The organism is Gordonia jinhuaensis (assembly GCF_014639795.1).
In the GTDB taxonomy this organism is placed as follows: Bacteria; Actinomycetota; Actinomycetes; order Mycobacteriales; family Mycobacteriaceae; genus Gordonia_B; species Gordonia_B jinhuaensis.
Window position 1 is genome coordinate 108,213 of sequence record NZ_BMGC01000005.1, and the last position, 21,310, is coordinate 129,522.

General features: G+C 67.7%; 17 protein-coding genes. 9 read left to right on the top strand and 8 right to left on the bottom strand.

The features are described 5' to 3' along the window. Both IEW22_RS05455 and IEW22_RS20445 read right to left on the bottom strand, forming a co-directional pair. The gene (locus IEW22_RS05455; protein ID WP_229742200.1) at positions 1 to 1,284 is read right to left on the bottom strand and encodes an AAA family ATPase; all 1,284 of its coding nucleotides are present in this window, start codon (positions 1,282 to 1,284) and stop codon (positions 1 to 3) included. Positions 1,285 to 1,473: 189 nt separating this feature from the next. Further along, positions 1,474 to 3,012 (bottom strand): NlpC/P60 family protein, encoded by a 1,539-nt coding sequence (locus tag IEW22_RS20445; protein ID WP_188585671.1) that lies wholly within the window; start codon positions 3,010 to 3,012, stop codon positions 1,474 to 1,476. Between the two features lie 44 nt (positions 3,013 to 3,056). On the opposite strand from IEW22_RS20445, the gene IEW22_RS05465 reads away from it, so the two are divergent. Further along, on the top strand, positions 3,057 to 3,251 hold the full coding sequence (locus IEW22_RS05465) for a hypothetical protein (protein WP_188585585.1): 195 nt from the start codon (positions 3,057 to 3,059) through the stop codon (positions 3,249 to 3,251). A gap of 261 nt (positions 3,252 to 3,512) precedes the next feature. Here the strand turns inward: IEW22_RS05465 and IEW22_RS05470 are convergent, their stop codons facing one another. Continuing rightward, positions 3,513 to 4,226, bottom strand: a complete 714-nt coding sequence (locus IEW22_RS05470) for an Rv1476 family membrane protein (protein WP_188585586.1) — start codon at positions 4,224 to 4,226, stop codon at positions 3,513 to 3,515. A gap of 502 nt (positions 4,227 to 4,728) precedes the next feature. Between IEW22_RS05470 and IEW22_RS05475 the strand changes: the two genes are divergently transcribed. The 3 genes from IEW22_RS05475 (at position 4,729) to IEW22_RS05485 (ending at position 10,020) form a co-directional block, all read left to right on the top strand. After that, complete coding sequence (locus IEW22_RS05475) at positions 4,729 to 7,530, top strand: aconitate hydratase (protein WP_188585587.1); 2,802 nt, start codon at positions 4,729 to 4,731, stop codon at positions 7,528 to 7,530. A gap of 216 nt (positions 7,531 to 7,746) precedes the next feature. Continuing rightward, entirely contained in the window at positions 7,747 to 8,325 is a 579-nt protein-coding gene (locus tag IEW22_RS05480; RefSeq protein WP_188585588.1) for a TetR/AcrR family transcriptional regulator, read from the top strand. Positions 8,326 to 8,484: 159 nt separating this feature from the next. Continuing rightward, entirely contained in the window at positions 8,485 to 10,020 is a 1,536-nt protein-coding gene (locus tag IEW22_RS05485; protein ID WP_188585589.1) for an acyl-CoA synthetase, read from the top strand. 145 nt (positions 10,021 to 10,165) lie between these two features. Here the strand turns inward: IEW22_RS05485 and IEW22_RS05490 are convergent, their stop codons facing one another. Beyond that, positions 10,166 to 10,567, bottom strand: coding sequence for a hypothetical protein (locus IEW22_RS05490; protein WP_188585590.1), 402 nt, complete (start codon positions 10,565 to 10,567; stop codon positions 10,166 to 10,168). A gap of 30 nt (positions 10,568 to 10,597) precedes the next feature. Between IEW22_RS05490 and IEW22_RS05495 the strand changes: the two genes are divergently transcribed. The 3 genes from IEW22_RS05495 (at position 10,598) to IEW22_RS05505 (ending at position 12,624) form a co-directional block, all read left to right on the top strand. Then, positions 10,598 to 11,206, top strand: coding sequence for a class F sortase (locus tag IEW22_RS05495; RefSeq protein ID WP_188585591.1), 609 nt, complete (start codon positions 10,598 to 10,600; stop codon positions 11,204 to 11,206). 167 nt (positions 11,207 to 11,373) lie between these two features. Next, the gene (locus tag IEW22_RS05500; protein WP_308421362.1) at positions 11,374 to 11,985 is read left to right on the top strand and encodes a hypothetical protein; all 612 of its coding nucleotides are present in this window, start codon (positions 11,374 to 11,376) and stop codon (positions 11,983 to 11,985) included. Between the two features lie 114 nt (positions 11,986 to 12,099). Further along, a complete protein-coding gene (locus IEW22_RS05505) occupies positions 12,100 to 12,624 on the top strand; it encodes a hypothetical protein (protein WP_188585593.1) in 525 nt (174 codons plus the stop codon). On the opposite strand, the gene IEW22_RS05510 is transcribed toward IEW22_RS05505, so the two are convergent. From IEW22_RS05510 to IEW22_RS05520, 3 genes are all read right to left on the bottom strand, one after another. Further along, on the bottom strand, positions 12,561 to 14,396 hold the full coding sequence (locus IEW22_RS05510; RefSeq protein WP_188585594.1) for a CocE/NonD family hydrolase: 1,836 nt from the start codon (positions 14,394 to 14,396) through the stop codon (positions 12,561 to 12,563). The genes IEW22_RS05505 and IEW22_RS05510 overlap by 64 nt on opposite strands. Beyond that, complete coding sequence (locus tag IEW22_RS05515; protein ID WP_188585595.1) at positions 14,393 to 15,595, bottom strand: lipase family protein; 1,203 nt, start codon at positions 15,593 to 15,595, stop codon at positions 14,393 to 14,395. The genes IEW22_RS05510 and IEW22_RS05515 overlap by 4 nt, the downstream gene beginning before the upstream one ends. A 192-nt stretch (positions 15,596 to 15,787) precedes the next feature. Beyond that, on the bottom strand, positions 15,788 to 17,416 hold the full coding sequence (locus IEW22_RS05520; RefSeq protein WP_188585596.1) for an ABC-F family ATP-binding cassette domain-containing protein: 1,629 nt from the start codon (positions 17,414 to 17,416) through the stop codon (positions 15,788 to 15,790). Positions 17,417 to 17,482: 66 nt separating this feature from the next. Between IEW22_RS05520 and IEW22_RS05525 the strand changes: the two genes are divergently transcribed. Beyond that, on the top strand, positions 17,483 to 18,304 hold the full coding sequence (locus tag IEW22_RS05525; RefSeq protein ID WP_188585597.1) for an SDR family oxidoreductase: 822 nt from the start codon (positions 17,483 to 17,485) through the stop codon (positions 18,302 to 18,304). A 230-nt stretch (positions 18,305 to 18,534) separates the two neighbouring features. Next, the gene (locus IEW22_RS05530) at positions 18,535 to 19,674 is read left to right on the top strand and encodes a lycopene cyclase family protein (protein ID WP_229742202.1); all 1,140 of its coding nucleotides are present in this window, start codon (positions 18,535 to 18,537) and stop codon (positions 19,672 to 19,674) included. Between the two features lie 2 nt (positions 19,675 to 19,676). Here IEW22_RS05530 and IEW22_RS05535 read toward each other — a convergent pair whose 3' ends face one another. Beyond that, positions 19,677 to 21,284, bottom strand: coding sequence for a S1C family serine protease (locus IEW22_RS05535; RefSeq protein WP_188585599.1), 1,608 nt, complete (start codon positions 21,282 to 21,284; stop codon positions 19,677 to 19,679). Positions 21,285 to 21,310: the final 26 nt, after the last annotated feature.

Genomic DNA, 21,310 nt, shown 5'->3' on the forward strand with positions numbered 1-21,310 from the left:
TCAGCGCGGCGGCTGGCCCGGGTTCTGCCTGACCGCACCCTGCGGCGGCTGCTGCGGACCACTCGGGGTCATGGTGCCCTGCTGGGGCGGTGGGCCGTAGGGCGGCTGTCCACCCGATCGAGGACCGGCGGGCTGCTGCGGTCCGCGCTGCGCGGGGATCGGCTGACCGACCGGCATCTGCGGCGGCGCATATCCTGGGCGCGGGGCACCCGCCGGTGCCTGAGGTGCCGGCCCCTGACCGGTGGGCATCGGACCCGCGGGGTTGACCGGCGTCGAGGTGACCTGGGGTAGCCCGACGGTCTGCAGCACCCGCGTGATGACGGCGTCGGCGTCCACCTCGTCGGCCAGCGCGTCATAGCTGAGCACCAGGCGGTGACGCAGGACATCGGGGATCACCGAGAGCACATCCTGAGGGATCACATAGTCGCGGCCGCGGACGAGCGCCAGCGCCCGAGCGGCGGCGATGATGCCGAGTGTCGCACGGGGTGACGCGCCGTAGGACAGCCAGGACGCGACATCGTTCATGCCGAGTTCGGCGGGGTGGCGGGTGGCGTTGATGACGCGCACCACGTAATCGACGAGGGCGTGGTGCACGAAGACGTTGGCCGCGACCTTCTGCAGCCGGATCATCGTCTCCGGGTCGAGGACCTGATTCGGCTCGGGAACGGAGTTGCCCATCCGATAGACGATCTCGCGCTCCTCCTCGACGGAGGGGTAGTCGACGACGACCTTGAACAGGAAGCGGTCGCGCTGAGCCTCGGGGAGCGGGTACACGCCCTCGTTCTCGATGGGGTTCTGGGTGGCCATCACCAAGAACGGGGCCGGGATCGGGTAGGTCACACCGCCGATCGACACCTGCCGTTCGGCCATCACCTCCAGCAACGCCGACTGCACCTTGGCCGGGGCACGGTTGATCTCGTCGGCGAGCAGGAAGTTCGCGAACACCGGCCCGAGCTCGGTGTCGAATTCCTCGCGCCCCTGGCGGTAGATGCGGGTGCCCAGCAGGTCGGTGGGAACCAGGTCGGGGGTGAACTGCACGCGGGAGAAGCTGCCGCCGATCACCTTCGCATAGGTTTCGACTGCCAGGGTCTTCGCGACGCCGGGAACACCCTCGAGCAGCACATGTCCGCGAGCGAGCAGGCCCACGAGGATCCGTTCGATCAGCTCATCCTGTCCCACGATCACACGCTTGACCTCGAACATCACCCGTTCGAGCAACGCGATGTCGGAGTCGGCGACGATGTCGTGACCGGTATCGGAGCCTTCACCCTGCGCTGTCGACACGCGCTTCCCTTCAGTCGTGGATTGTGCGAACACGAGACTAGTCGTCGGTGTTCCTCAGACGCCACAACCGGTGTCCGCCGCGGCGCCGGACCCGGATCACCCCGAGTCGGTCCGAGGACCGTGCCACCGCACGACGAGCGAGTCCGTGGGACGAGGACGGTGCGGACAGATGTCGCCGCCCGTCGGGAGTCACAGCATGCGCACCACGTAGGGCATGGCGCCGGCCGTGCGGAGTGCGGAGATCTTGACGACGTCACCGGACTCGGGTGCCTCGATCATCTGGTTGTTCCCCAGATACAGCGCCACGTGCTCGCTGGCATTGGGGCCGTAGAAGATCATGTCGCCGCGCTGCATATCCGATAGCGGGACGTGCGGACCCGAGGTGTACTGGTAGCCGGTGTAGTGCGGCAACGAGATCCCCACCGCCGCGAAGGCGTAGATCATCAGCCCCGAGCAGTCGAAGCCGATCTTGTTGTAGTCGCCGTAACTGTCGGCGACGCCGCCGTCGTGGATGCCCAGGGTCGGACCATCGGCATCGCCGCCGCCCCACGCGTAGGGCACTCCGAGCTGCGACTCGGCCCGGTTGATCACCATCTCGATACCCGCCGAGCCGGTGACCGTCGGCGTGTCACTGCTCGAGTCCGAATCCGAGGTGGAGTCCCCGTCGGGGGTGGTGGCCGCGGCACTGTCCGACGTATCCGAGCTTCCCGAGTTCTGGATCGCGGTGACCAACGCCGCGAGGATCGACTCCGCACCGTCGACAGCCACCTGGACGGCGACCTTGCCGGCCGCGGCCATCGCCTGTTGCTGGGCGGCCTGCGGATCGGGGCCGACCTGTGCGGCTGCGGGCGTCGATGCCGGGACGCCCGGACCGGCCGGTGCACCCGGCGCCGGAACCGCGACAGCAGCCGCGCCCGCCGGTCCGGATGCCGACGGCGCCTGCGCGGCCGGCTGTGACGGGCTGGTGGCAGCTGGGTTGGGACTGGCTGGGGTGGGATTGGTCGGGTTGGGATTAGTCGGGGTGGAATTGGCTGGGGTGGTATCGCTTCCGCCGGGAGCGGCGGCGACGCCAGAGGCCGCGCGCAGCATGTTCAGACGTTGTTGTGCGGCGTCCCGGGCCGAGATCAGCGACGCCCGCTTCTGCTGTTCGGTCTTCAGTGCGTCGAGAGCTTCGGTGATCGCGCCGAGTGCGTCGTTCTTGCGCGCGGCCGCGGTGCCGGCCGCCTGGACGGCCTGCCTGCGGGTGGCCTCGGCGGCGGCGGCCTTGTTGGCCTGCTCGTTGCGCTGGCGAGTGAGCGCGTCGATGGTGGCCTGCTGCTGGCGTCCGAGCTGGTCGATGACCGACGCGCGGTCGAGCACCGAGTCGGGGTCCGACGTCGAGAGATAGTTGGTCATCGAGGTCGTCGTCCCGCCGTGGACATACGCCGAGCGCATCAGCTCGTCGAACTTGTGTTGGGCCGCGGCGACCGCGCCGTCGGCCGCGTGCAACGAGTTCTGCGCACCGTCGGCGGCCACGGTGGCCAGACGCCGCGCGGTGAGGGCGTTCTGGTAGTCGATGACCGCGCGGTTGACCGTCTGGCGCTTGATGGCGACGGTGCTGTCGAGGTCGGCCAGGGTCTGGTCGGTGTCGGCGATCTTGTTGATCAGTCCGGCGATCCCACCCTCGCCGCCGGGCGACTCGGGCCGGGGCGTGGCGGCGGCCTGCGGACCTCCGAAGGCACCGATCATCCCGGCGATGACCACCACGACGGTGGCCGATGAGATTCGCTGCAGTGTTTGCGACCGGCGCGCTGACGCGCGCGTTCGCCCTCCTGCATCGGTGTTCGGTGGTGCTTCTTCGGTCGGCGGGCGGCCTCGTCGGGCCGCACGAGGCCATCGAGCAGTCGAACGTCGCGTCACTTGCTGACTCCCTCGCGGGTCGGCACGCGATGCCGTCGGCCTCGTACCAGGCCGACGGCATCGCATGACGTGCACTGTGCGTCGGTCGCGTCTGTCACACCGACTTACGGATGCCCCGGAGGTGAGCAACTTCCCCATTGACACCAACCGAGACACCAGAACCGTACGCCACATTCGTACCTGAAGAAACATGGACCACGAATTACAACAACGTGATTACCAGCGGAAATGCGGAGAAACCGACATGTGAGAACCCGGCCGACCAGTGGTCTGCCGGGTGAGTGCGGTGAGGGTGACGGCGGTGTCGCCCGCAGCCGTCACGAGCGGGTTCAGGGGCCGGTCGACTCGCTGCCGCTCGGCGTGGTGCCGGTCTGGGCGCTGCTCGGTTCGCTGTCCGTGCGTGGCACGTCGGCTCGTATCCCCCGCTGACCACGACGTTCGACGACCGGATCAGCCTCGCCGAGGTCGGCGCCGCGGTCGGCCTCGGTTCCGTCGTCGACCGAGGCGTCTGGCGACGACTTGCGACGGTTGCGCAACTGGGTGAATCGGGCGATCACCGCGCCGATGACCACCACCACGATCAGCACGAGGGTGATCGCAGTCCACGACACCTGGTCGGAGGTGATGCGATCCACATAGGTGTTGGCCGCCTGCGACGGAGTGCTGACCGGGAGATTGTCACGAGCCTGCTCGAGTGTGACGCGAGAGAAGTCGTCGGAGGCCGATCCGAGGTCATTGGGTCCGAAGACGACGACGGTGCCGCCGGTGTGTTTCTGCAGTTCGGTGGCGATGTCGCGATAGCTGGTCGATCCGTACTGCTCGGAGAGGACCACGAAGTAGATGTCATGGCCCTTGGCGCGGGCGGTGGCGACGGCGTGTTCGAGTGCGGCTGTCTCGTCGTCGGGCGCCGAGACATGTGTCGCCCGCAGCTGCGCCTCGATGGCCGGGAGATCGACCGAGGCGGGCACGACCATCGGGAACGGCCCGAGCGTGTGCGCGGCCGTGGATGCGGACCATCCCGCGAGTTCGCGCGTCGGCGTCATCTCGACCGGCCTTTCCACTTCAGCTGACTCGTTGGGGCGAGGACTCGGCGGTTGCGGGGATCCGGCGGTGGGCAGATCGGGCGCAACGGACCGCACGAGCGCCACAAGAACCTACCTCAGAGGGAGACGTCCGATCGCACCCCACACCCGGCCCGTCGCCGCTCTGTTGTCGCCGCTCTGTTGTCGCCCCGACGTGGTTGCGGCGCCGATGGCCGACCAATGCCCGTCCGTCGCCCACCGGTGGTGCGCTTTTGAAGTAGCGTCGACAGCGACTCCCGCGTGGCCCCGTGTGCCATACAGTACGGACGTACTGTTAAGCTGGTGACCATGCGCCTGTCAGGGCGGGACGTTCTCATCTCGACCGCGCACCCGGCAGCTCCGGTTGACCGCGGCGCCGTGCGAGAACCCGTCCCCCGCCCCGAGGAGCAGCACCGGTTCCAGCCTTCCGGTGCACAACAGCCCACCGGCATCGCATGGCCGGTAACACAGAGTGGAGTTGGAAGTGAGCATTGATTCCTTTGGTGCCAAGGGCACCTTGGAAGTCGGCGACAAGTCCTACGAGATCTACCGGCTCAACGCCGTCAAGGGCACCGAGAAGCTGCCCTACGCACTGAAGGTGCTGGCCGAAAACCTGCTGCGCACCGAGGACGGTGCCAACATCACCACTGAGCACATCAACGCCATTGCCAACTGGGATCCCTCGGCACAGCCGAGCATCGAGATCCAGTTCACGCCGGCGCGCGTCATCATGCAGGACTTCACAGGTGTGCCGTGTGTGGTCGACCTCGCCACCATGCGCGATGCGGTGAAGTCGCTCGGTGGCGATCCCGACAAGGTCAACCCCCTCGCGCCCGCCGAGATGGTCATCGACCACTCGGTCATCATCGAGGCCTTCGGCAACGCGCAGGCCTTCGAGCGCAACGTGGAGATCGAGTACCAGCGCAACGAGGAGCGCTACAAGTTCCTGCGGTGGGGCCAGGGCGCCTTCGACGACTTCCGCGTGGTTCCGCCGGGCACCGGCATCGTCCACCAGGTCAACATCGAGCACCTGGCGCGCTCGATCATGGTTCGTGACGGCGTCGCCTATCCCGACACCTGCATCGGAACCGACTCGCACACCACCATGGAGAACGGCCTCGGCGTTCTCGGCTGGGGCGTCGGCGGTATCGAGGCCGAGGCCGCGATGCTGGGCCAGCCCGTCTCGATGCTGATCCCCCGCGTGGTCGGCTTCAAGCTGACCGGTGCCACCAAGCCGGGCGTCACCGCCACCGACGTGGTCCTCACCATCACCGACATGCTGCGCAAGCACGGTGTGGTCGGCAAGTTCGTGGAGTTCTACGGCAACGGTGTGGCCGAGGTGCCGCTGGCCAACCGCGCCACCATCGGCAACATGAGCCCGGAGTTCGGTTCCACCTGCGCGATCTTCCCGATCGACGGCGAGACCATCAACTACCTCAAGCTCACCGGCCGCCCGCAGGAGACGCTCGACCTCGTCGAGGCGTATGCCAAGGAGCAGGGCATGTGGCTGGAGAAGGATGCCGCCGAGGCCCAGTATTCGGAGTACATGGAGCTCGATCTGTCGACGGTGGTCCCCTCGATCGCCGGCCCGAAGCGTCCGCAGGACCGCATCGAGCTGTGGGATGCCAAGAACGCGTTCCGCAAGGACATCCACAACTACGTCGAAGAGGGCAACACACCGGCCTATACGCAGGTCGACGAGGCCGAAGCCGAGAGCTTCCCCGCTTCCGACGCGCCGGCGCTGTCGTTCGCCGAGGACGATTCGGTGATCCCGCTGCACGACGCCTCACAGCGTGCCGAGGGTCGCCCGACCAAGCCGGTGAAGGTCTCCTCCCCCGAGCGCGGCGACATGATCCTCGATCACGGCATCGTGACCATCGCCTCGATCACCAGCTGCACCAACACCTCCAACCCGTCTGTCATGCTCGGCGCGGGCCTGCTCGCGAAGAAGGCCGTCGAGAAGGGTCTCACCCAGAAACCGTGGGTGAAGACCTCGATGGCTCCGGGTTCGCAGGTCGTCACCGGGTACTACGACAAGGCAGGACTGTGGCCGTACCTGGAGAAGCTCGGCTTCTTCCTGGTGGGCTATGGCTGCACCACCTGCATCGGCAACTCGGGCCCGCTGCCCGAGGAGATCTCCAAGGCGATCAACGACAACGATCTGACCGCCACCGCGGTGCTGTCGGGTAACCGCAACTTCGAGGGTCGCATCAACCCCGACGTGAAGATGAACTACCTCGCTTCGCCGCCGCTGGTCATCGCCTACGCGCTGGCGGGCACGATGGACTTCGACTTCGAGAACGACGCCCTGGGCACCGACGCCGACGGCAACGAGGTGTTCCTGAAGGACATCTGGCCGACCAACGAGGAGATCGCGCAGACGATCTCGAGCTCGATCAGCCCCGAGCAGTACGCCGAGGATTACGCGGACGTGTTCAAGGGTGACGAGCGCTGGCGCGGACTGCCCACCCCCGACGGCAAGACCTTCGAGTGGGACGACGAGTCGACCTACGTGCGCAAGCCTCCGTACTTCGACGGCATGAAGCTCGAGGCAGACCCGGTCACCGACATCACCGGCGCGCGTGTGCTCGCCAAGCTCGGCGACTCGGTCACCACCGACCACATCTCCCCCGCCTCGACGATCAAGCCCGGTACTCCCGCCGCGCAGTATCTCGACGCACACGGTGTGGCCCGCAAGGATTACAACTCGCTCGGTGCCCGTCGCGGCAACCACGAGGTGATGATCCGGTCGACCTTCGGCAACATCCGCCTGCAGAACCAGCTGGTCGACGTCGCGGGTGGTTACACCCGTGACTTCACCCAGGACGGTGCGCCGCAGTCGTTCATCTACGACGCCGCGCAGAACTACGCGAAGGCCGGCACTCCGCTGGTCGTTCTCGGTGGTAAGGAGTACGGCACCGGCAGCTCGCGTGACTGGGCCGCCAAGGGCACCAGCCTGCTGGGCGTCAAGGCCGTCATCACCGAGAGCTTCGAGCGCATCCACCGCTCCAACCTCATCGGTATGGGTGTCATCCCGCTGCAGTTCCCCGAGGGCGAGTCGCACAAGTCGCTGGGCCTCGACGGCACCGAGACCTTCGACATCACCGGTATCGCTGAACTCAACAAGGGCACCACGCCCAAGACGGTTCACGTGACCGCCACCAAGGAGGACGGCTCGAAGGTGGAGTTCGATGCCAAGGTGCGCATCGACACCCCCGGTGAGGCGGACTACTACCGCAACGGCGGCATCCTGCAGTACGTGCTGCGCAACATGATCGCCGAGTGATCTCGGGGGTCATCACACCCAGCACGCCGATGTGACGAGACAGGCGGCGGGTCGCTCCAGCTGCGACCCGCCGCTTGTTTTCTCTCCGGTCGCGGGGGTCTGCCCGCGAGACCGCCCGCCGTCCGGCGGTGTCCAGATGTCCCACCGACCGGCGGTGTTCAGCCCGCCAACCGCATTCCCCGGCGGTGACGCCACGACAAGAATCGAGAGCCCGACGTGCCCAAGGTAAGCGAGGATCATCTCGCCGCGCGGCGGCGCCAGATTCTCGACGGCGCGCGCCGGTGTTTCGCCGAATTCGGCTATGACGGTGCGACCGTCCGCCGACTCGAGGAGGCCACGGGTCTGTCCCGGGGCGCCATCTTCCACCACTACCGCGACAAGGAAGCGCTGTTCCTCGCGCTGGCACACGAGGACGCCGAGCACATGGCCGATGTCGCGGCCGGCGGCGGCCTCGTGCAGGTGATGCGCGACATGCTCGACCGACCCACAGATTTCGACTGGCTGGCCACGCGACTGGAGATCGCGCGAAAACTCCGTTCCGACAGTACATTTCGCAGCGCGTGGCAGGCTCGTTCGGCAGAACTCGAAGATGCCACACTCGCGCGACTCGAACGTCAGCGCAGCGCAGGCCGACTGCGCGACGACTTGCCGACGCCGGTGATCCTGAGCTACCTCGAGCTCATCCTCGACGGACTGATCACCCGGCTCGCCACCGGCCAGGACACCTCCGGACTCCACGCGGTTCTCGACCTCGTGGAGGAATCCGTGCGTCAGCACAGCGAATCCGAGTCCTGACGGTCGGCGGGATCTAGCCGTCTCGACGACGTTCATCTCGCCGACGTCGAACCGCGCTCTCCAGGCGAAGACGGGAATCAGCGGAACTGTCGAAAGCGACATCCGGGTACGACCGCCGCCGTTAGCATCAGGGCAGACGCGCTGGAACGGAGGCTCTCGATGTATCCCGGGACATTTGCACGCACGACGCCCGACAAGCCCGCCATCATCAGGCCCGCCACCGGAACGCAGGTGACATACCGCGAACTCGACGAGCGCTCGACACGTCTGGCGCATCATCTGCGCGATCTGGGCATGCGCCCGGGGGACATCGTGGCGATGGTCTCGGCCAATGATCTCCGGTGCTTCGAGCTCTACTGGGCCGCAGTGCGATCGGGCCTCTACATCACCGCGGTCAACCACCACCTCACCGCGTCCGAGGTGAACTACATCCTCGATGACTGCGACGCGTCGGTGGTGTTCGCCGACGCCGGATGCGCACCCGCGCTGGCCGCTCTCGACGAGGTCGACGGTGTCCACACGCGTATCGCCTGGGGTGGGGAGATACCCGGATTCGCCGATTACGAGGACGTACTGTCGGCATCGTCGAGTGAACCGCTGACCGATCAGCCACGCGGACAAGACTTTCTGTACTCGTCGGGAACGACGGGCCGGCCAAAGGGTATCAAGGTCCCACGACCTGACGGGCAGGTCGACGAGGTGCTCGATCCGTACACCACCGCCTTCGCGCCCATGTACGGTTTCGGTCCTGACACCGTCTACCTGTCCCCCGCGCCGCTGTATCACGCAGCGCCCCTGCGGTTCTGCGGGACAACCAACTCCACCGGCGGCACCGTGGTCATCATGGATCGGTTCGATCCAGAACAGGCACTGTCCTACATCGAGCGTTTCGGTGTCACGCACAGTCAGTGGGTTCCGACGATGTTCATCCGAATGCTCAAGCTGCCCAAAGAGATTCGTGAGTCCTATGATGTGTCGAGCATACGTGTGGCCATCCATGCGGCGGCGCCGTGTCCCGCCGAGGTCAAGGCGCAGATGATGCAGTGGTGGGGGCCGGTCATCCACGAGTACTACGCCTCCACCGAGGCACCGGGTTCGACATTCATCGGCCCCACCGAGGCGCTGGCGCATCCGGGTTCGGTCGGCAGACCACTCGTCGGTGAGGTGCACATCTGCGACGACACGGGGAGTGAACTGCCCGCGGGAGAGATCGGCACCATCTACTTCGCGCGGGACAAGCGCATGTTCGCCTATCACAAGGACGACGCGAAGACCGAGTCGGCGTATCACCCGGAGAATCCGCTCTGGGCCACCACCGGGGACATCGGCTACCTCGATGACGAGGGCTTCCTGTATCTGACCGACCGCAAGGCATTCATGATCATCTCCGGCGGAGTCAACATCTATCCGCAGGAGGCCGAGAACGTCCTCATCGGGCATCCGGCCGTGTACGACGTGGGCGTGATCGGGGTCCCCGATCCCGAGATGGGTGAAAGCGTCAAGGCCTGCGTCCAGCTGGCAGACGGCTACAGTCCCTCCGATGAGCTCGCCGACGAACTGATCACCTACGTGCGGTCGCAGATCGCGGCATACAAGGCGCCGCGTTCGGTGGACTTCCTCGAACGCCTGCCGCGGACCCCGACGGGAAAGCTCGTCAAGGGCGACCTCCGCAAGATCTACGCCGCGCGCGGCTAGTCGGCCGGCCACATAACGGTCGTGCAACGAGGCTAACGTCTCGGCGTGTGCGTCCGAACTAGCTTGTAGTCGGGAACCTTTCGGGTCGGGACCGTGCAGGGTCGGGATGAAGGAAGACCACCATGTGCCCCATCGACATTTCTGATCACCACGATCGACGCCACGCCCGCGCCACCTCGCGAGGCTCGCGCACTCCGATACGTCTGGCGCTCACATTCGCTGCGACGCTGGCTGTCTCGGCCGGTCTCGCCGTCCCGTCAGCGGTGGCCGACGATGCGTCGACGCCTGCGCAGCCGGCCGCCACGACGACCAGCGCGCCGACGACAGACCAGACACCTCCGTCGGAACAGACCCCACCGGAGTCGACTCCCGCGGACTCGTCGGATCCCACCACGCCGGGCGAATCCACCACGCCACCAGAGGAATCGACCACAGCGCCGGATACGTCCGAGACCGCTTCGCCGGACGGGTCGGTCGAATCCGGCGCCACCGAGGAGAATGCCGGGAGTGGCTCGGTGGTCCGTGATCCCGCCGGGCGGGTGCCCATCGCATCGATCCCCTCGGGACCGGTGTACCGGTGAGGTTCGCGCGACTGGTACTCGCGGTCGTCGCGATCGTCGCCGCTGTCCTGCTCGCCGGCTGTGCGGCATCCGAGTCGCCGCCGGCGAGAGCGCCGTCGGCATCGGTCCATGCGCTGCCTGCGCCCATCCATGCAGTGGCCACCGAGGCCGCCGCGCCCGTCGAGCTGACGGCGCGCGGAGGTCGAGCGCATGTCGACCCGGTCGCCACCGACGCCGGCGGTGCCCTCATCCCACCAACCAGCGTCGCCAGGTTGGGTTGGTGGGTGGACTCTGCCCTGCCGGGGTCCGGGCGCGGCACCGTGGTCATCACCGGCCATATCGATGACAGCACACAGGGCACAGGTTTCGCCGCGCGATTCGCCGGAATGCGCCCCGGCGAGCGTGTGACCGTGACGACCGCGGGCGGCGGTCCCGTCGACTACCGGATCACCCGTGTCGACGAGACCGACAAGGCATCGGGTGAGGGTTCCGGTGGCCTCCCCGTCGCAGAGCTCAACCGCCAGGACGGAGTCGAGACGCTGGCGCTCGTGACCTGCGGTGGCCCGTTCATCGGTCCACCTCTGGGGTATCGGGACAACATCATCGCCTGGGCCACCCGGGCATGACCCTGACGAGGTCGACTCCCACGCAAGCAGTTGAACAAGCATTATAGCTTGATTTCTCACAATCAAGTCACAATGCTTGATCTGAGGAAATCAAGTCTCGTACCATGATCGTGCAGCCGATCACGGAGGCGGCCTGACGAGAAATGGGGCGATGCCCGGTGTACGTGATGACGATCGATCAGCGGCGAAGTCGCACCGATCGTGACCGCGTACCCGACGCGCTCACCGCGCTGAGTGATGTGCACACCGTCCGGCCGTTCGACCGTACCGCAGGAGATGAGATCCAGGCGGTGCTCGATGATCCAGCGACCGTGGCCGAGGTGATCATCCGTCTGCTCACCGACGGCCGCTGGAGCGTCGGCGTCGGCGTCGGACCGGTCGACATGCCCCTACCCCATCCGACCCGCGCCGGACGGGGGCGCGCCTTCGAGGTCGCGCGCGAGGCCGTCGACATCGCCAAGAAGCGTGCCGTGCCGGTGGCGATCACCGGATTCGACGAGTCGGCGACGCTCGCCGAACGTGCCGACATCGCCGGACAGCTCCTCGGTGACATCATCGTCAACCGCAGCGACGCGGGCGCCGAGGCGGTGCGGGCGATGAGTGGAGCCGCGAGTCAGTCGACGGCCGCGCAGGCACTGTCGATCAGCCCACAGGCAATCTCTCAGCGTCTGCGCGCGGCCAGGTGGGAACTCGGTGTTCGTGCTCGCGAGCTGCTCATCGCCCTGCTCGCCGACGCAGACACCGCCGCACTGACCGCCACCGACCCCGACCGGAAGTGAGGACCCGCGCCCGCCGGTGGCCTTGTGGCGCCGGTGGCCGGGCAGCGTCGGTGGCGGGTGGTAGAACGACCCGGTCATGTCGAATGCATGCCGACTGCCGAGGGGGAACGACCTGTGACCGCACTGATCGTCGCATTGCTGGTGATCGTCGGTGTGCTGCCGCTCGCGTGCTATCCGTTGACCCGCACCCGCCTGGCGCCGCCCACGGTGGCGGTCGCCGGTCTCACGCTCATCCTGCTCGGCATCGTCGCACTCCTCGCGGCCGAGGCCGACCCGGTGACCGGCGCCTGGGGCGTGGTGTGCCGGGTACTCATCGTGATTGCGGCGATCACCGGGGGCAGCGCGGTGGTGCGGTCGGCGCTGCTGGCCGGCGGTGTCGATCCCTGGAACGGCGGGCAACGACGCGACACCTGCGCAGACGAGTCCGCCGAGGAGACCGGGCAGACCAGGCGGCAGCCGGCTCTACGCGGGGGACGGGTGATCGGCTACCTCGAACGGGTCGCGATCCTCGCCGCGCTGTTCGTCGGCTGGCCCGCCGGTATGGCCGTGATCGTCGGGGTCAAGGGTCTGGCGCGTTACCCCGAGATCCGCGACGCGGACGCCGGTGAGCAGTCGCGCATGAGCCCCGCCGGCAGCTGATACCGACCACCCACCGCGAGGTAGTCGTCGAGGAACACCGAACGGTTCCCCTGCGTGGACGGCCAGGTGTGGGCATCCAGCGGCAGCGACAGGCTCCCCTGACGCACGGTCACGGTGGCGTCGCTCCCCGACGGCAGGTACAGCTCGGAATTCGCGTTGACCACCCGGATCCCGAGGCGATGTCCGGGTTCCAGCACCCAGTCGGTCGGCAGGAGGCCGAAGCGTGTCGTGTGCTCACCGGCGGCAAGAACCGTCGCCGCACGCGTGATACGGGTCGCCTCCCCCGAGGCCGGGATGTCGTAGAGGTCGACGACGAGGTGGGCGCCCGGCCGTGTGCTCGATGTGTCGACCGTGACCTGCGGAACCCCGGAGATCCGCATTGCCGCAGCGACCGGAGAACTAACCCGCCACAGGCCCCGATTGCGGTCGAGTCCGGATCCCTTGCTCACGGTGAGTTTCGACTGCTGTGTGCCATACGACCCGATCGCCGTCCCGGAGTCGAGATAGCGTCCGGTTGGCAGCGCGACCGTGGATGTCGAAGTCGCCTCCGGCCACGCGGGTTGGGCGTGCCATGCCCCGGAGTTGTCCTCGACGACGACCGGTGGATCGCTCGGCGCGTTGGCCCCAGAGAGGGGCGCCCCGATGAGGTACTTGTCGAACCAGCGCATCACCTCGTCGAACCATCCCGCGCGTCCCATCGCGAGCCGGCCGTTGCGGGCGGTCTCGTTGCCTCGCACGTGATCCCACATTCCCAGCCAGGCCCGGGTGGGCGCTCGGCGTCCGGCGATGGTCTCGTAGAGTCCGTCGGGCCAGGTGTTGTTCTCGATCAGACCCTGGGTGAGGAACAGCGGGACCGGGGAGTCGTGTGCCGCCCGGGTGAAATCACGGACCCGCCAGTACGGCGACGAGTGATCCGAGTCCGTCATCTGCGCTGTCGCATTGCGAGTCAGGCACTCCGGATGGGACAACTCGTAGAGCGAGGAGCGCATGTATCGCGGGTCGTCACCGAAGGGCACACCCGACGCCGACGCGATCTGGTCGTACCAGATACCCATGTACAGCGAGTTCAGGTATCGCACGCCGTTCTGATAGAGGTAGCGGTAACCGTCGTACATCGGCTCCTGCGCGACCACCGCACGTAAACCCTTGGGGGCCAACGCAGTTCCCATGATCCCGGTGTCCGCGTCGTAGGATTTTCCGTACATCCCCACCGCGCCGGTGGACCACGGCTGAGAGGCCGCCCACTCCACCGCCGTGCGCACGTCGGCCTGTTCACCCGGACCGTCGTAGTCCAGGCATCCGGTACTCCCGCCGAATCCGCGCAGGTCGACCATCACGAATGTGTAGCCCTTGCGCATCAGGTCGCCGCCGGTGACCAGATCGGCGAACCGATCGTTGGGGTGGGCCGGCGGCAGCGGGTCATAGGTGAACCCGTCGAGTGCACCGGCGACGCCACCGGAGCCCGAATGGTTGAAATACGGGCTGACGCTGAGGATCACCGGTGTCTTGGCCGTGGGCGCAAGGTGTGCCGGCCGCAGGATGTCCGCATGCAGCGTGGTCCCGTCGGATTCGTGGATGTAGGTCTGCGACCAGTGCGCGCCCGGCGCCCAACTGACGTTCTGGGTCTGCGCGGACCCCGCGCCGGGTGCCGCGACGGCGGGTGCCGCCTCTGCCAGTGCCAGTGCCAGTGCCAGTGCCAGTGCCAAGGTGAGCATCGCCGCGGCCAGTCGCAGACGCGGCATCGGCAATCGCGGCATCGGTGATCGGGTCATCGGACCGCCGCGAAGCGAGCGGCGAGGAATGGCGTCGAGTCGGGCAGCGAGGCCGCCATCGTTCCGTCGTGGCCGGTCCAGTACCCGTTGAACTGCACGTCGGCTCCGGAGTGCCGCATGTCGTTCACCAGCGATGCGGTCACCGGATAGATGGCCGTGTCGTCGAGGTAGCCCTCCCCGATGAACAGCGGCTTGCTGAACCCAGCGGTCGGAATGTGTTGCATCGCGGCGAATGCCGTGGCCACGCGCGGGTCACTCGCGGGACTCCGGGCGAACAGACTCGAGATCTGCACATGCGCGAGCTGGGCGTTCATCTCGTCGTCGCATGCAGTGTCGGCCCGTGCGACCAGCTTCTTGCCCAGCGGCGTGAGATACTTCTCGATCCCGAGTTCGGGGTGCGCGGCCTGCAAGCCGGCGATCGTGAAGACCACGTAGGCGGTCGCGTCCTCGATGGGGACCGGGAGCGCCGCATGCGGTGCGGCCTGCAGGACCAGCGGCGCCGCGCGATCGAAGTAGCCGGTGAGCCCGGTGCTCACCGAGCCGACGAATCTCAGTTCGGGGGCATATGTCTGTGCGACGTGGGCCGCGGCGACGGATGCCTGACCGCCCTGCGACTGTCCGATGGCGGCCCACCGGGTCGAGATGACCGACGGCATCAGCCGATGTGCGGCGCGCACCATGTCGACGACGTTGTAGCCGGGCACCTGCGCGTCGGCGTAGGGGTGGTGTCCGGTGCCGTCGAGCCCGTAGGTCCCCAAGCCGTAGTAGTCGCTGGCCACCACGGCATAGCCCAGCCTGAGCCAGTGTGACAGGTAATTGTTGTCGCGGTCACGATAGACCGGACCGTGAAGTGTTGGTGCACACTGGTTTCCGATTCCCACGGTGCCGTGGGCCCAGGACAGGACGGGGTACCCGCCCGGCGGTGGCGGCGTGGTGGGCAGGAAGATCGCCCCGCTCGAGAGTCCTGAGGTCCCCCGAGGTCCACGTGTCCGGTAGATGATCCGCTTCTGCGTGCTCGCATCGGCTCCGGGTATCGACCACACCGACGTGGGCAGCGGGGCCACCGACACGACGGTTCCGGCGGCGGGGTCGGCCGACGCGGTGGGTGCAGCCGACGCTGTCGGGCAGCCCGCGATCACCAGCGACGCCGCCAGCGAAACGAGGGTCAACGGGACGAGAGATCTCAGAAGTCGTCGCACGTGCGCACTGCTCCCTGCATGAGGCCGGATGTGACGTGGCGGTCACGTGTACGGCACATGACCTTGTGCCCAACATGTCACGTCGGCGCGGGTTACGCGCGGTGTACAGACGGCTTTCGGAGGTGCGTCACCTCATGGCCCGGATGCGAGACCGATCACCTCACCCGCCGGCGATCGATCCGGTGCAGGCGCTCAGGCGAGTTCGATCAGTTCCTGATACTCATCGGACCAGTGATCCTCGGTGCCGTCGGGCAGCAAGATGACGCGCTCGGGGTTGAGCGCGGCAGCGGCCCCCGGGTCGTGGGTCACGAGCACCACCGCGCCGGTGTAGGAGCGCAGGGCCTCGAGGACCTGCTCGCGCGAGATCGGGTCGAGGTTGTTGGTCGGCTCGTCGAGGAGCAGGACATTGGCCGCCGAGGACACCAGCCCGGCGAGTGCCAGCCGTGTCTTCTCACCGCCGGACAGCGTGCCCGCCGGCTGGTCGAGCTGCGGACCGGTGAACATGAAGGCACCGAGCAGCCCGCGCAGATCCTGCCCGCCGGCGTCGGGTGCGGCGTGACGGATGTTCTCCCACACCGTGGCCATGTCGTCGATCGTGTCGTGTTCCTGCGCGAAGTAGCCCAGCTTGAGCCCGTAGCCCGGCTCGATCGTGCCCAGATCGGGCTTCTCCACCCCGCCGAGCAGTTTGAGCAGGGTGGTCTTGCCCGCTCCGTTGAGGCCGAGCACCACCACACGGCTGCCCTTGTCGATCGCGAGGTCGACCCCGGTGAAGATCTCCAGCGAGCCATAGGTCTTGGTGAGCCCCTTGGCCATCAGCGGGGTCTTGCCGCAGGCTGCCGGTTCGGGGAAGCGGATGTGGGCGGTGCGATCGGCCACCAGCTCGTCGTCGAGATCGTCGATCATGCGCTCGGCACGTTTGAGCATGTTCTGGGCCGCGGTGGCCTTGGTGGCCTTCGCGCCGAGTTTGGCGGCCTGGGCACGCAGTGCGCCGGCTTTCTTCTCGGCATTGGCGCGCTCACGCTTACGGCGCTGCTCGTCGGTGGCGCGGGCGTCGAGGTACTTCTTCCAGCCCATGTTGTAGACGTCGGCCTCGCCGCGCACCGCGTCGAGGAACCACACCTTGTTGACCACGTCGTTGAGCAGATCCACATCGTGGCTGATCACCACCAGACCGCCATCGTGATTCTGCAGAAAGCTCCGCAACCAGGCGATCGAGTCGGCATCGAGGTGGTTGGTGGGCTCGTCGAGCAGCAGCGTCGTGTTGGACTTGCCACCGCCGGTGGAGGCGGCGAACAGGATCCGGGCCAGTTCGATGCGGCGGCGCTGGCCACCCGACAGGGTCTTCAGCGGCTGGCCCAGCACGCGGTCGGGCAGCGCCAGGCTGTGGCAGATCCGCGCGGCGTCGGACTCGGCCTCGTAGCCACCGAGTGCGGAGAACCGCTCCTCGAGCTGTCCGTAGCGGTTGACCGCTCTGTCGCGGATCTTGTCGTCGGCGGCCTCGGCCATCAGCGCCTGCTGCTTCTCCATGTCGCGCAGGAGTGTGTCGAGCCCGCGCGCGGAGAGCACACGATCCTTGGCCAGGACCTCGAGGTCACCCTCCTTGGGATCCTGCGGGAGGTAGCCCAGATCGCCGGTCCGGGTGACGCTGCCGGCGTAGGGTTCGCCCTCACCGGCGAGGATCCGCAGGGTCGTGGTTTTGCCGGCGCCGTTGCGTCCCACCAATCCGATGCGGTCGCCGGGCTGGATGCGCAGCGCCGGACCGGGTGCGGACAGCAGTGTACGAACGCCTGCGCGCACTTCGAGGTCGGTTGCTGTGATCACGACGTTCCAGTCTACCGGTCACGGGATCGTCGATGACGCGTGCTGTGTCCGCGCTAGGTTGTAGCAGTGACCGACACAACATCTCCCTCTGCAGCATCCCCCTCGGCGACCAGCTCGTCCGGCCCCTCACAGAACCTGCTCGACCGGTCGGCGTTGGTGACCGGCGCGAGCCGTGGCATCGGACTGGCGATCGCCACCGAACTCGCCCGTCGTGGCGCGGCCGTGACCATCACCGGCCGCAAGGCCGAGGCACTCGACGAGGCCGCGTCGACCATCACTGCTGCCGTCGACGGTGCCAAGGTGCTTACGGTTCCGGCCAACACCGGCGATGCGAGCAACCGCCACGACGTCGTCGCTGCCGCGGCGGCGGCGCACGGTTCGGTGGACATCCTCGTCAACAACACCGGCATCAACCCGGTCTACGGCTCGCTGATGGATGCCGATCTCAGTGCGGTCGGCAAGATCTTCGACACCAATGTCGTGGGCTCGCTCGGATTCCTCCAGGAGGTCTACCACGGCGGGATGAAGGAGACCGGTGGCGCGGTGGTGAACATCGCCTCGGTGGCCGGGCTGCGCTCCACCGGCGTGATCGCCGCCTACGGCGCCTCCAAGGCAGCGCTCATCCGGCTCACCGAGGAACTCGCCTGGCAGCTGGGCCCGGCCATCCGCGTCAACGCGGTGGCGCCGGCGGTGGTGAAGACCCGTTTCGCCCAAGCGCTCATCTCCGCGGGTGAAGATGCCGCGGCCAAGGCGTACCCGATGCACCGGCTCGGAACACCTGAGGACATCGCGGCGGCGGTGGCCTTCCTGGTCAGTGACGACGCCTCGTGGATCACCGGTGAGACGTTGCGCGTCGACGGCGGCCTGCTGGCGACCGGCGGACTCTGAGGCCGTACTCGCCAGCGCCACGGACAACAGCGAGTCCGAGTACGGCGCCACCGACCACGGGGCAGCGACAGCAGGGCGCCTGACAAGAGGGCTACTGCTGCAAGGCGTCTGGGGGCCGACAGGGCGACTGGAGGCCGACAGTGCGACTTGGGGGCACTGTCGCGACGAGCGACCACCCCTGGCGCGGACCGATGGCGCCGATACCGTCATCGCAGACAGGTGGTGAGCTCGTGACAGGCAACCCGCAGTTCCGCGCCGTCGTCGTCGGTGCGGGGCCGGCCGGTCGTGCGCTGGCACAACGGCTCGCCGTGGCGGGCGTGTCGACCACGCTGGTCGATCCCGCACCGCACCGGCGGTGGGCGGCCACCTATGCCGGCTGGTCGGATGAGTTCCCCGAGTGGCTGTCGCCGGCGGCCGTCGCCGTCGAGCTGCCATCGGTGTCTGCGCGAGCACGGACCGACCACGAGATCGCCAGGGCCTACCGGGTTCTCGATGTCGGCGCGCTACAGGACGCGCTGACGCTCGAGGAAGTGCGGATCGTCGCATCGAGGGCCGCACGCCTCGATCGCGGACGGGTCGTGCTCGACGACGGTCGCGAGCTCGTCGCCGATGCGGTGTTCGACGCGCGGGGCGGTCCCGACGGCGGCCCCCGCCAGACGGCATTCGGAGTGGTGGTCGCCCGCAGCGCGGCCGATACGGTGCTCGCCGACCGCGACGCGGTGCTGATGGACTGGTCGGGACCCGACGCCCGCGGTGGGTCGCCGTCATTCCTCTACGCGATCCCGCTGAACGACACCGAGATCCTGCTCGAGGAGACGTGTCTGGCCGGCGATCCCGCACTGCCGGTCGCCGAGCTGCGTGACCGGCTGCGCATGCGGATCGGTGCGCTCGCCGAACGTCCGCGGCGCACCGAGACGGTGAGTTTCACCCTGCTCCCCCGCCATCGCCGGCCGTGGCGGACTCTGGTACCGGAGTTCGGTGCCGCCGGCGGACTGAAGAATCCCGTCACCGGCTACAGCGTCGGTGCCTCGTTGGCCGCGGCCGACCCGGTTGCCCGCGCGGTGGCAGGTGGACGAGAGCCGATGGCGTCGCTGTGGTCGCGGCCGGCGCGCGCAGTACACCGGCTGCGGCTGCGCGGCCTCGCGGCGCTGCTTGCGCTCGACCCCACCGAGACGGTGGACTTCTTCGACACCTTCCTGGCCCTTCCCGTTGCCGCGCAACGGGCCTACCTCACCGGTCGTACCGACGTCCGGGGTGTGACGGCGGCGATGGGGCGTGTCTTCGCCGCATCCGACACCACCACACGACTCACCCTGGCCAGAGAGTCGACGCGACCACGACCCTGGGCGGACGAATTCGCCGACCGGTGAGATCAGTTGCCGCCCAGGCCAAACGGGTCCTGACCGAAGATCCCGCCCCCACTCTCACTGCCACCATCACTGCTGCCACCGTTACCGTAGCCACCACCACCGGATGAACCCGAGCCGAACGGGTCGGACTGTGCGTCGCCGGCAACGGTGGTCTGCTGTTTGTCGACGGTGCTGCCGAGGGTGACCTCGACGGTGTGTGTCGACCCGCCGTCGGATACCGTCACCGGCACGGTGTCACCGGGCAGATGCGTGAGAACCTGCGCCATCAGGTCGGCGTAGTCGCTCACCGGCGCGTCACCGATCTTGGTGATCACCTCACCGGCCTTGATCCCGGCCTTGGCCGCCGGACCGCCGGAGGTCACCGACGTCACGGTCGCCCCGGTGGAACCGGAAGTGTCGTTGAGCGAACCTGCCACCCCGAGAACGGGTTTGGTGGCCTGCCCATCCGCCAGCAGCTGATTGGCCACGCGCTTGGCGGTGTCGACCGGGATGGCGAATCCGAGGCCGAAGGCCTGTACGCCACCCTGGGAACTCTGCCCGGTGTCGACCGCGGAGTTCACGCCGACCACCTGCCCGGCCAGATTCACCAGTGGCCCACCGGAATTCCCCGGGTTGATCGGTGTGTCGGTCTGCAGGCCGTTGTACACCGCCACACTCTCACCGCTGTCGCCACCGGCGGTGACAGTCCGCGACAGCGCGCTGATGATGCCGGAGGTCACCGTATTCGACAGGTTCTCCGGGCTGCCCACCGCCACCACCTGCTGACCGACCTGGAGGTCGCTCGATTGCCCCAGAGTGGCCGGCGTGAGCCCCGACGCTCCGGCGAGTTTGACCACGGCGAGGTCGTAGGAGGGTGAGGTGCCCTTGACCGATCCGGAGTAGCTCTTGCCGTCGGTGGTCGTGACGGTGATCTTGCCACCGTCGGCGCCGGACACCACGTGATTGTTGGTGAGTACGTAGCCATCCGGCGACAACACAATCCCGCTGCCGACGGCGGTACCCGATGAGCCGGTCACCTTGATGTCGACGGTCGATTTCGATGCCACCTGTGCGGCGTAGGTGATCGACCCCGGTTTCAGGTCGGCGGCGTTGGTCGCGGTATTCGCCGGCGCGGATACGAGTGCGGGTGGACGTGACGACGAATCCTGGTGCAGCAGTGCGGCACCGCCGATACCGACACCGCCGCCGATCAGGCCCGCAAGTACCGCGGTGACCACGATGGGCATGGCGACGATGCGTCGGGACGGAGCCGGGGTGGTCGGCCGATCGGGGTGCGGACCGCTGAACTCCCCCGTGCCGCCGAGGGGCTGGGCGCCGTATGCGTGGTCGGGCCCGTAGCCCGACTGTCCCGGCCCGGGATGTGCGAACGGCTGTGTCGGCTGGGCAGCCCAGGCATAGGGGCCCACCGGCGAAAACTCATCCCCGCGGTACTCGCGCGGCTGTGCCGCCGGGTCGGGTCGGGTGACGCCCTGCGCCACGGTGGCCTGATCCTGCGAATCCTGCTGACGGCCCTGCGAATCCGGATGGCGACCGGGTGAATCCTGCTGAAACGGAAGGGGTGCGGTGGTGTCGCCGGCGTGCGGCCAACCGTCTGACTGGTGTTCGTGCATGAACCCACGGTGCCGACGCGAGCTGA

Coding starts and splice junctions, on each gene's coding strand:
- IEW22_RS05510 (WP_188585594.1), bottom strand. CDS start 14,396: ATGACCCGATCACCGATGCCGCGATTGCCGATGCCGCGTCTGCGACTG.
- IEW22_RS05535 (WP_188585599.1), bottom strand. CDS start 21,284: ATGCACGAACACCAGTCAGACGGTTGGCCGCACGCCGGCGACACCACC.
- IEW22_RS05470 (WP_188585586.1), bottom strand. CDS start 4,226: ATGACGCCGACGCGCGAACTCGCGGGATGGTCCGCATCCACGGCCGCG.
- IEW22_RS05490 (WP_188585590.1), bottom strand. CDS start 10,567: ATGGGCACCCGCCCGGCGGGATCACGGACCACCGAGCCACTCCCGGCA.
- IEW22_RS20445 (WP_188585671.1), bottom strand. CDS start 3,012: ATGATCGGTGCCTTCGGAGGTCCGCAGGCCGCCGCCACGCCCCGGCCC.
- IEW22_RS05500 (WP_308421362.1), top strand. CDS start 11,374: ATGACGATCGATCAGCGGCGAAGTCGCACCGATCGTGACCGCGTACCC.
- IEW22_RS05485 (WP_188585589.1), top strand. CDS start 8,485: ATGTATCCCGGGACATTTGCACGCACGACGCCCGACAAGCCCGCCATC.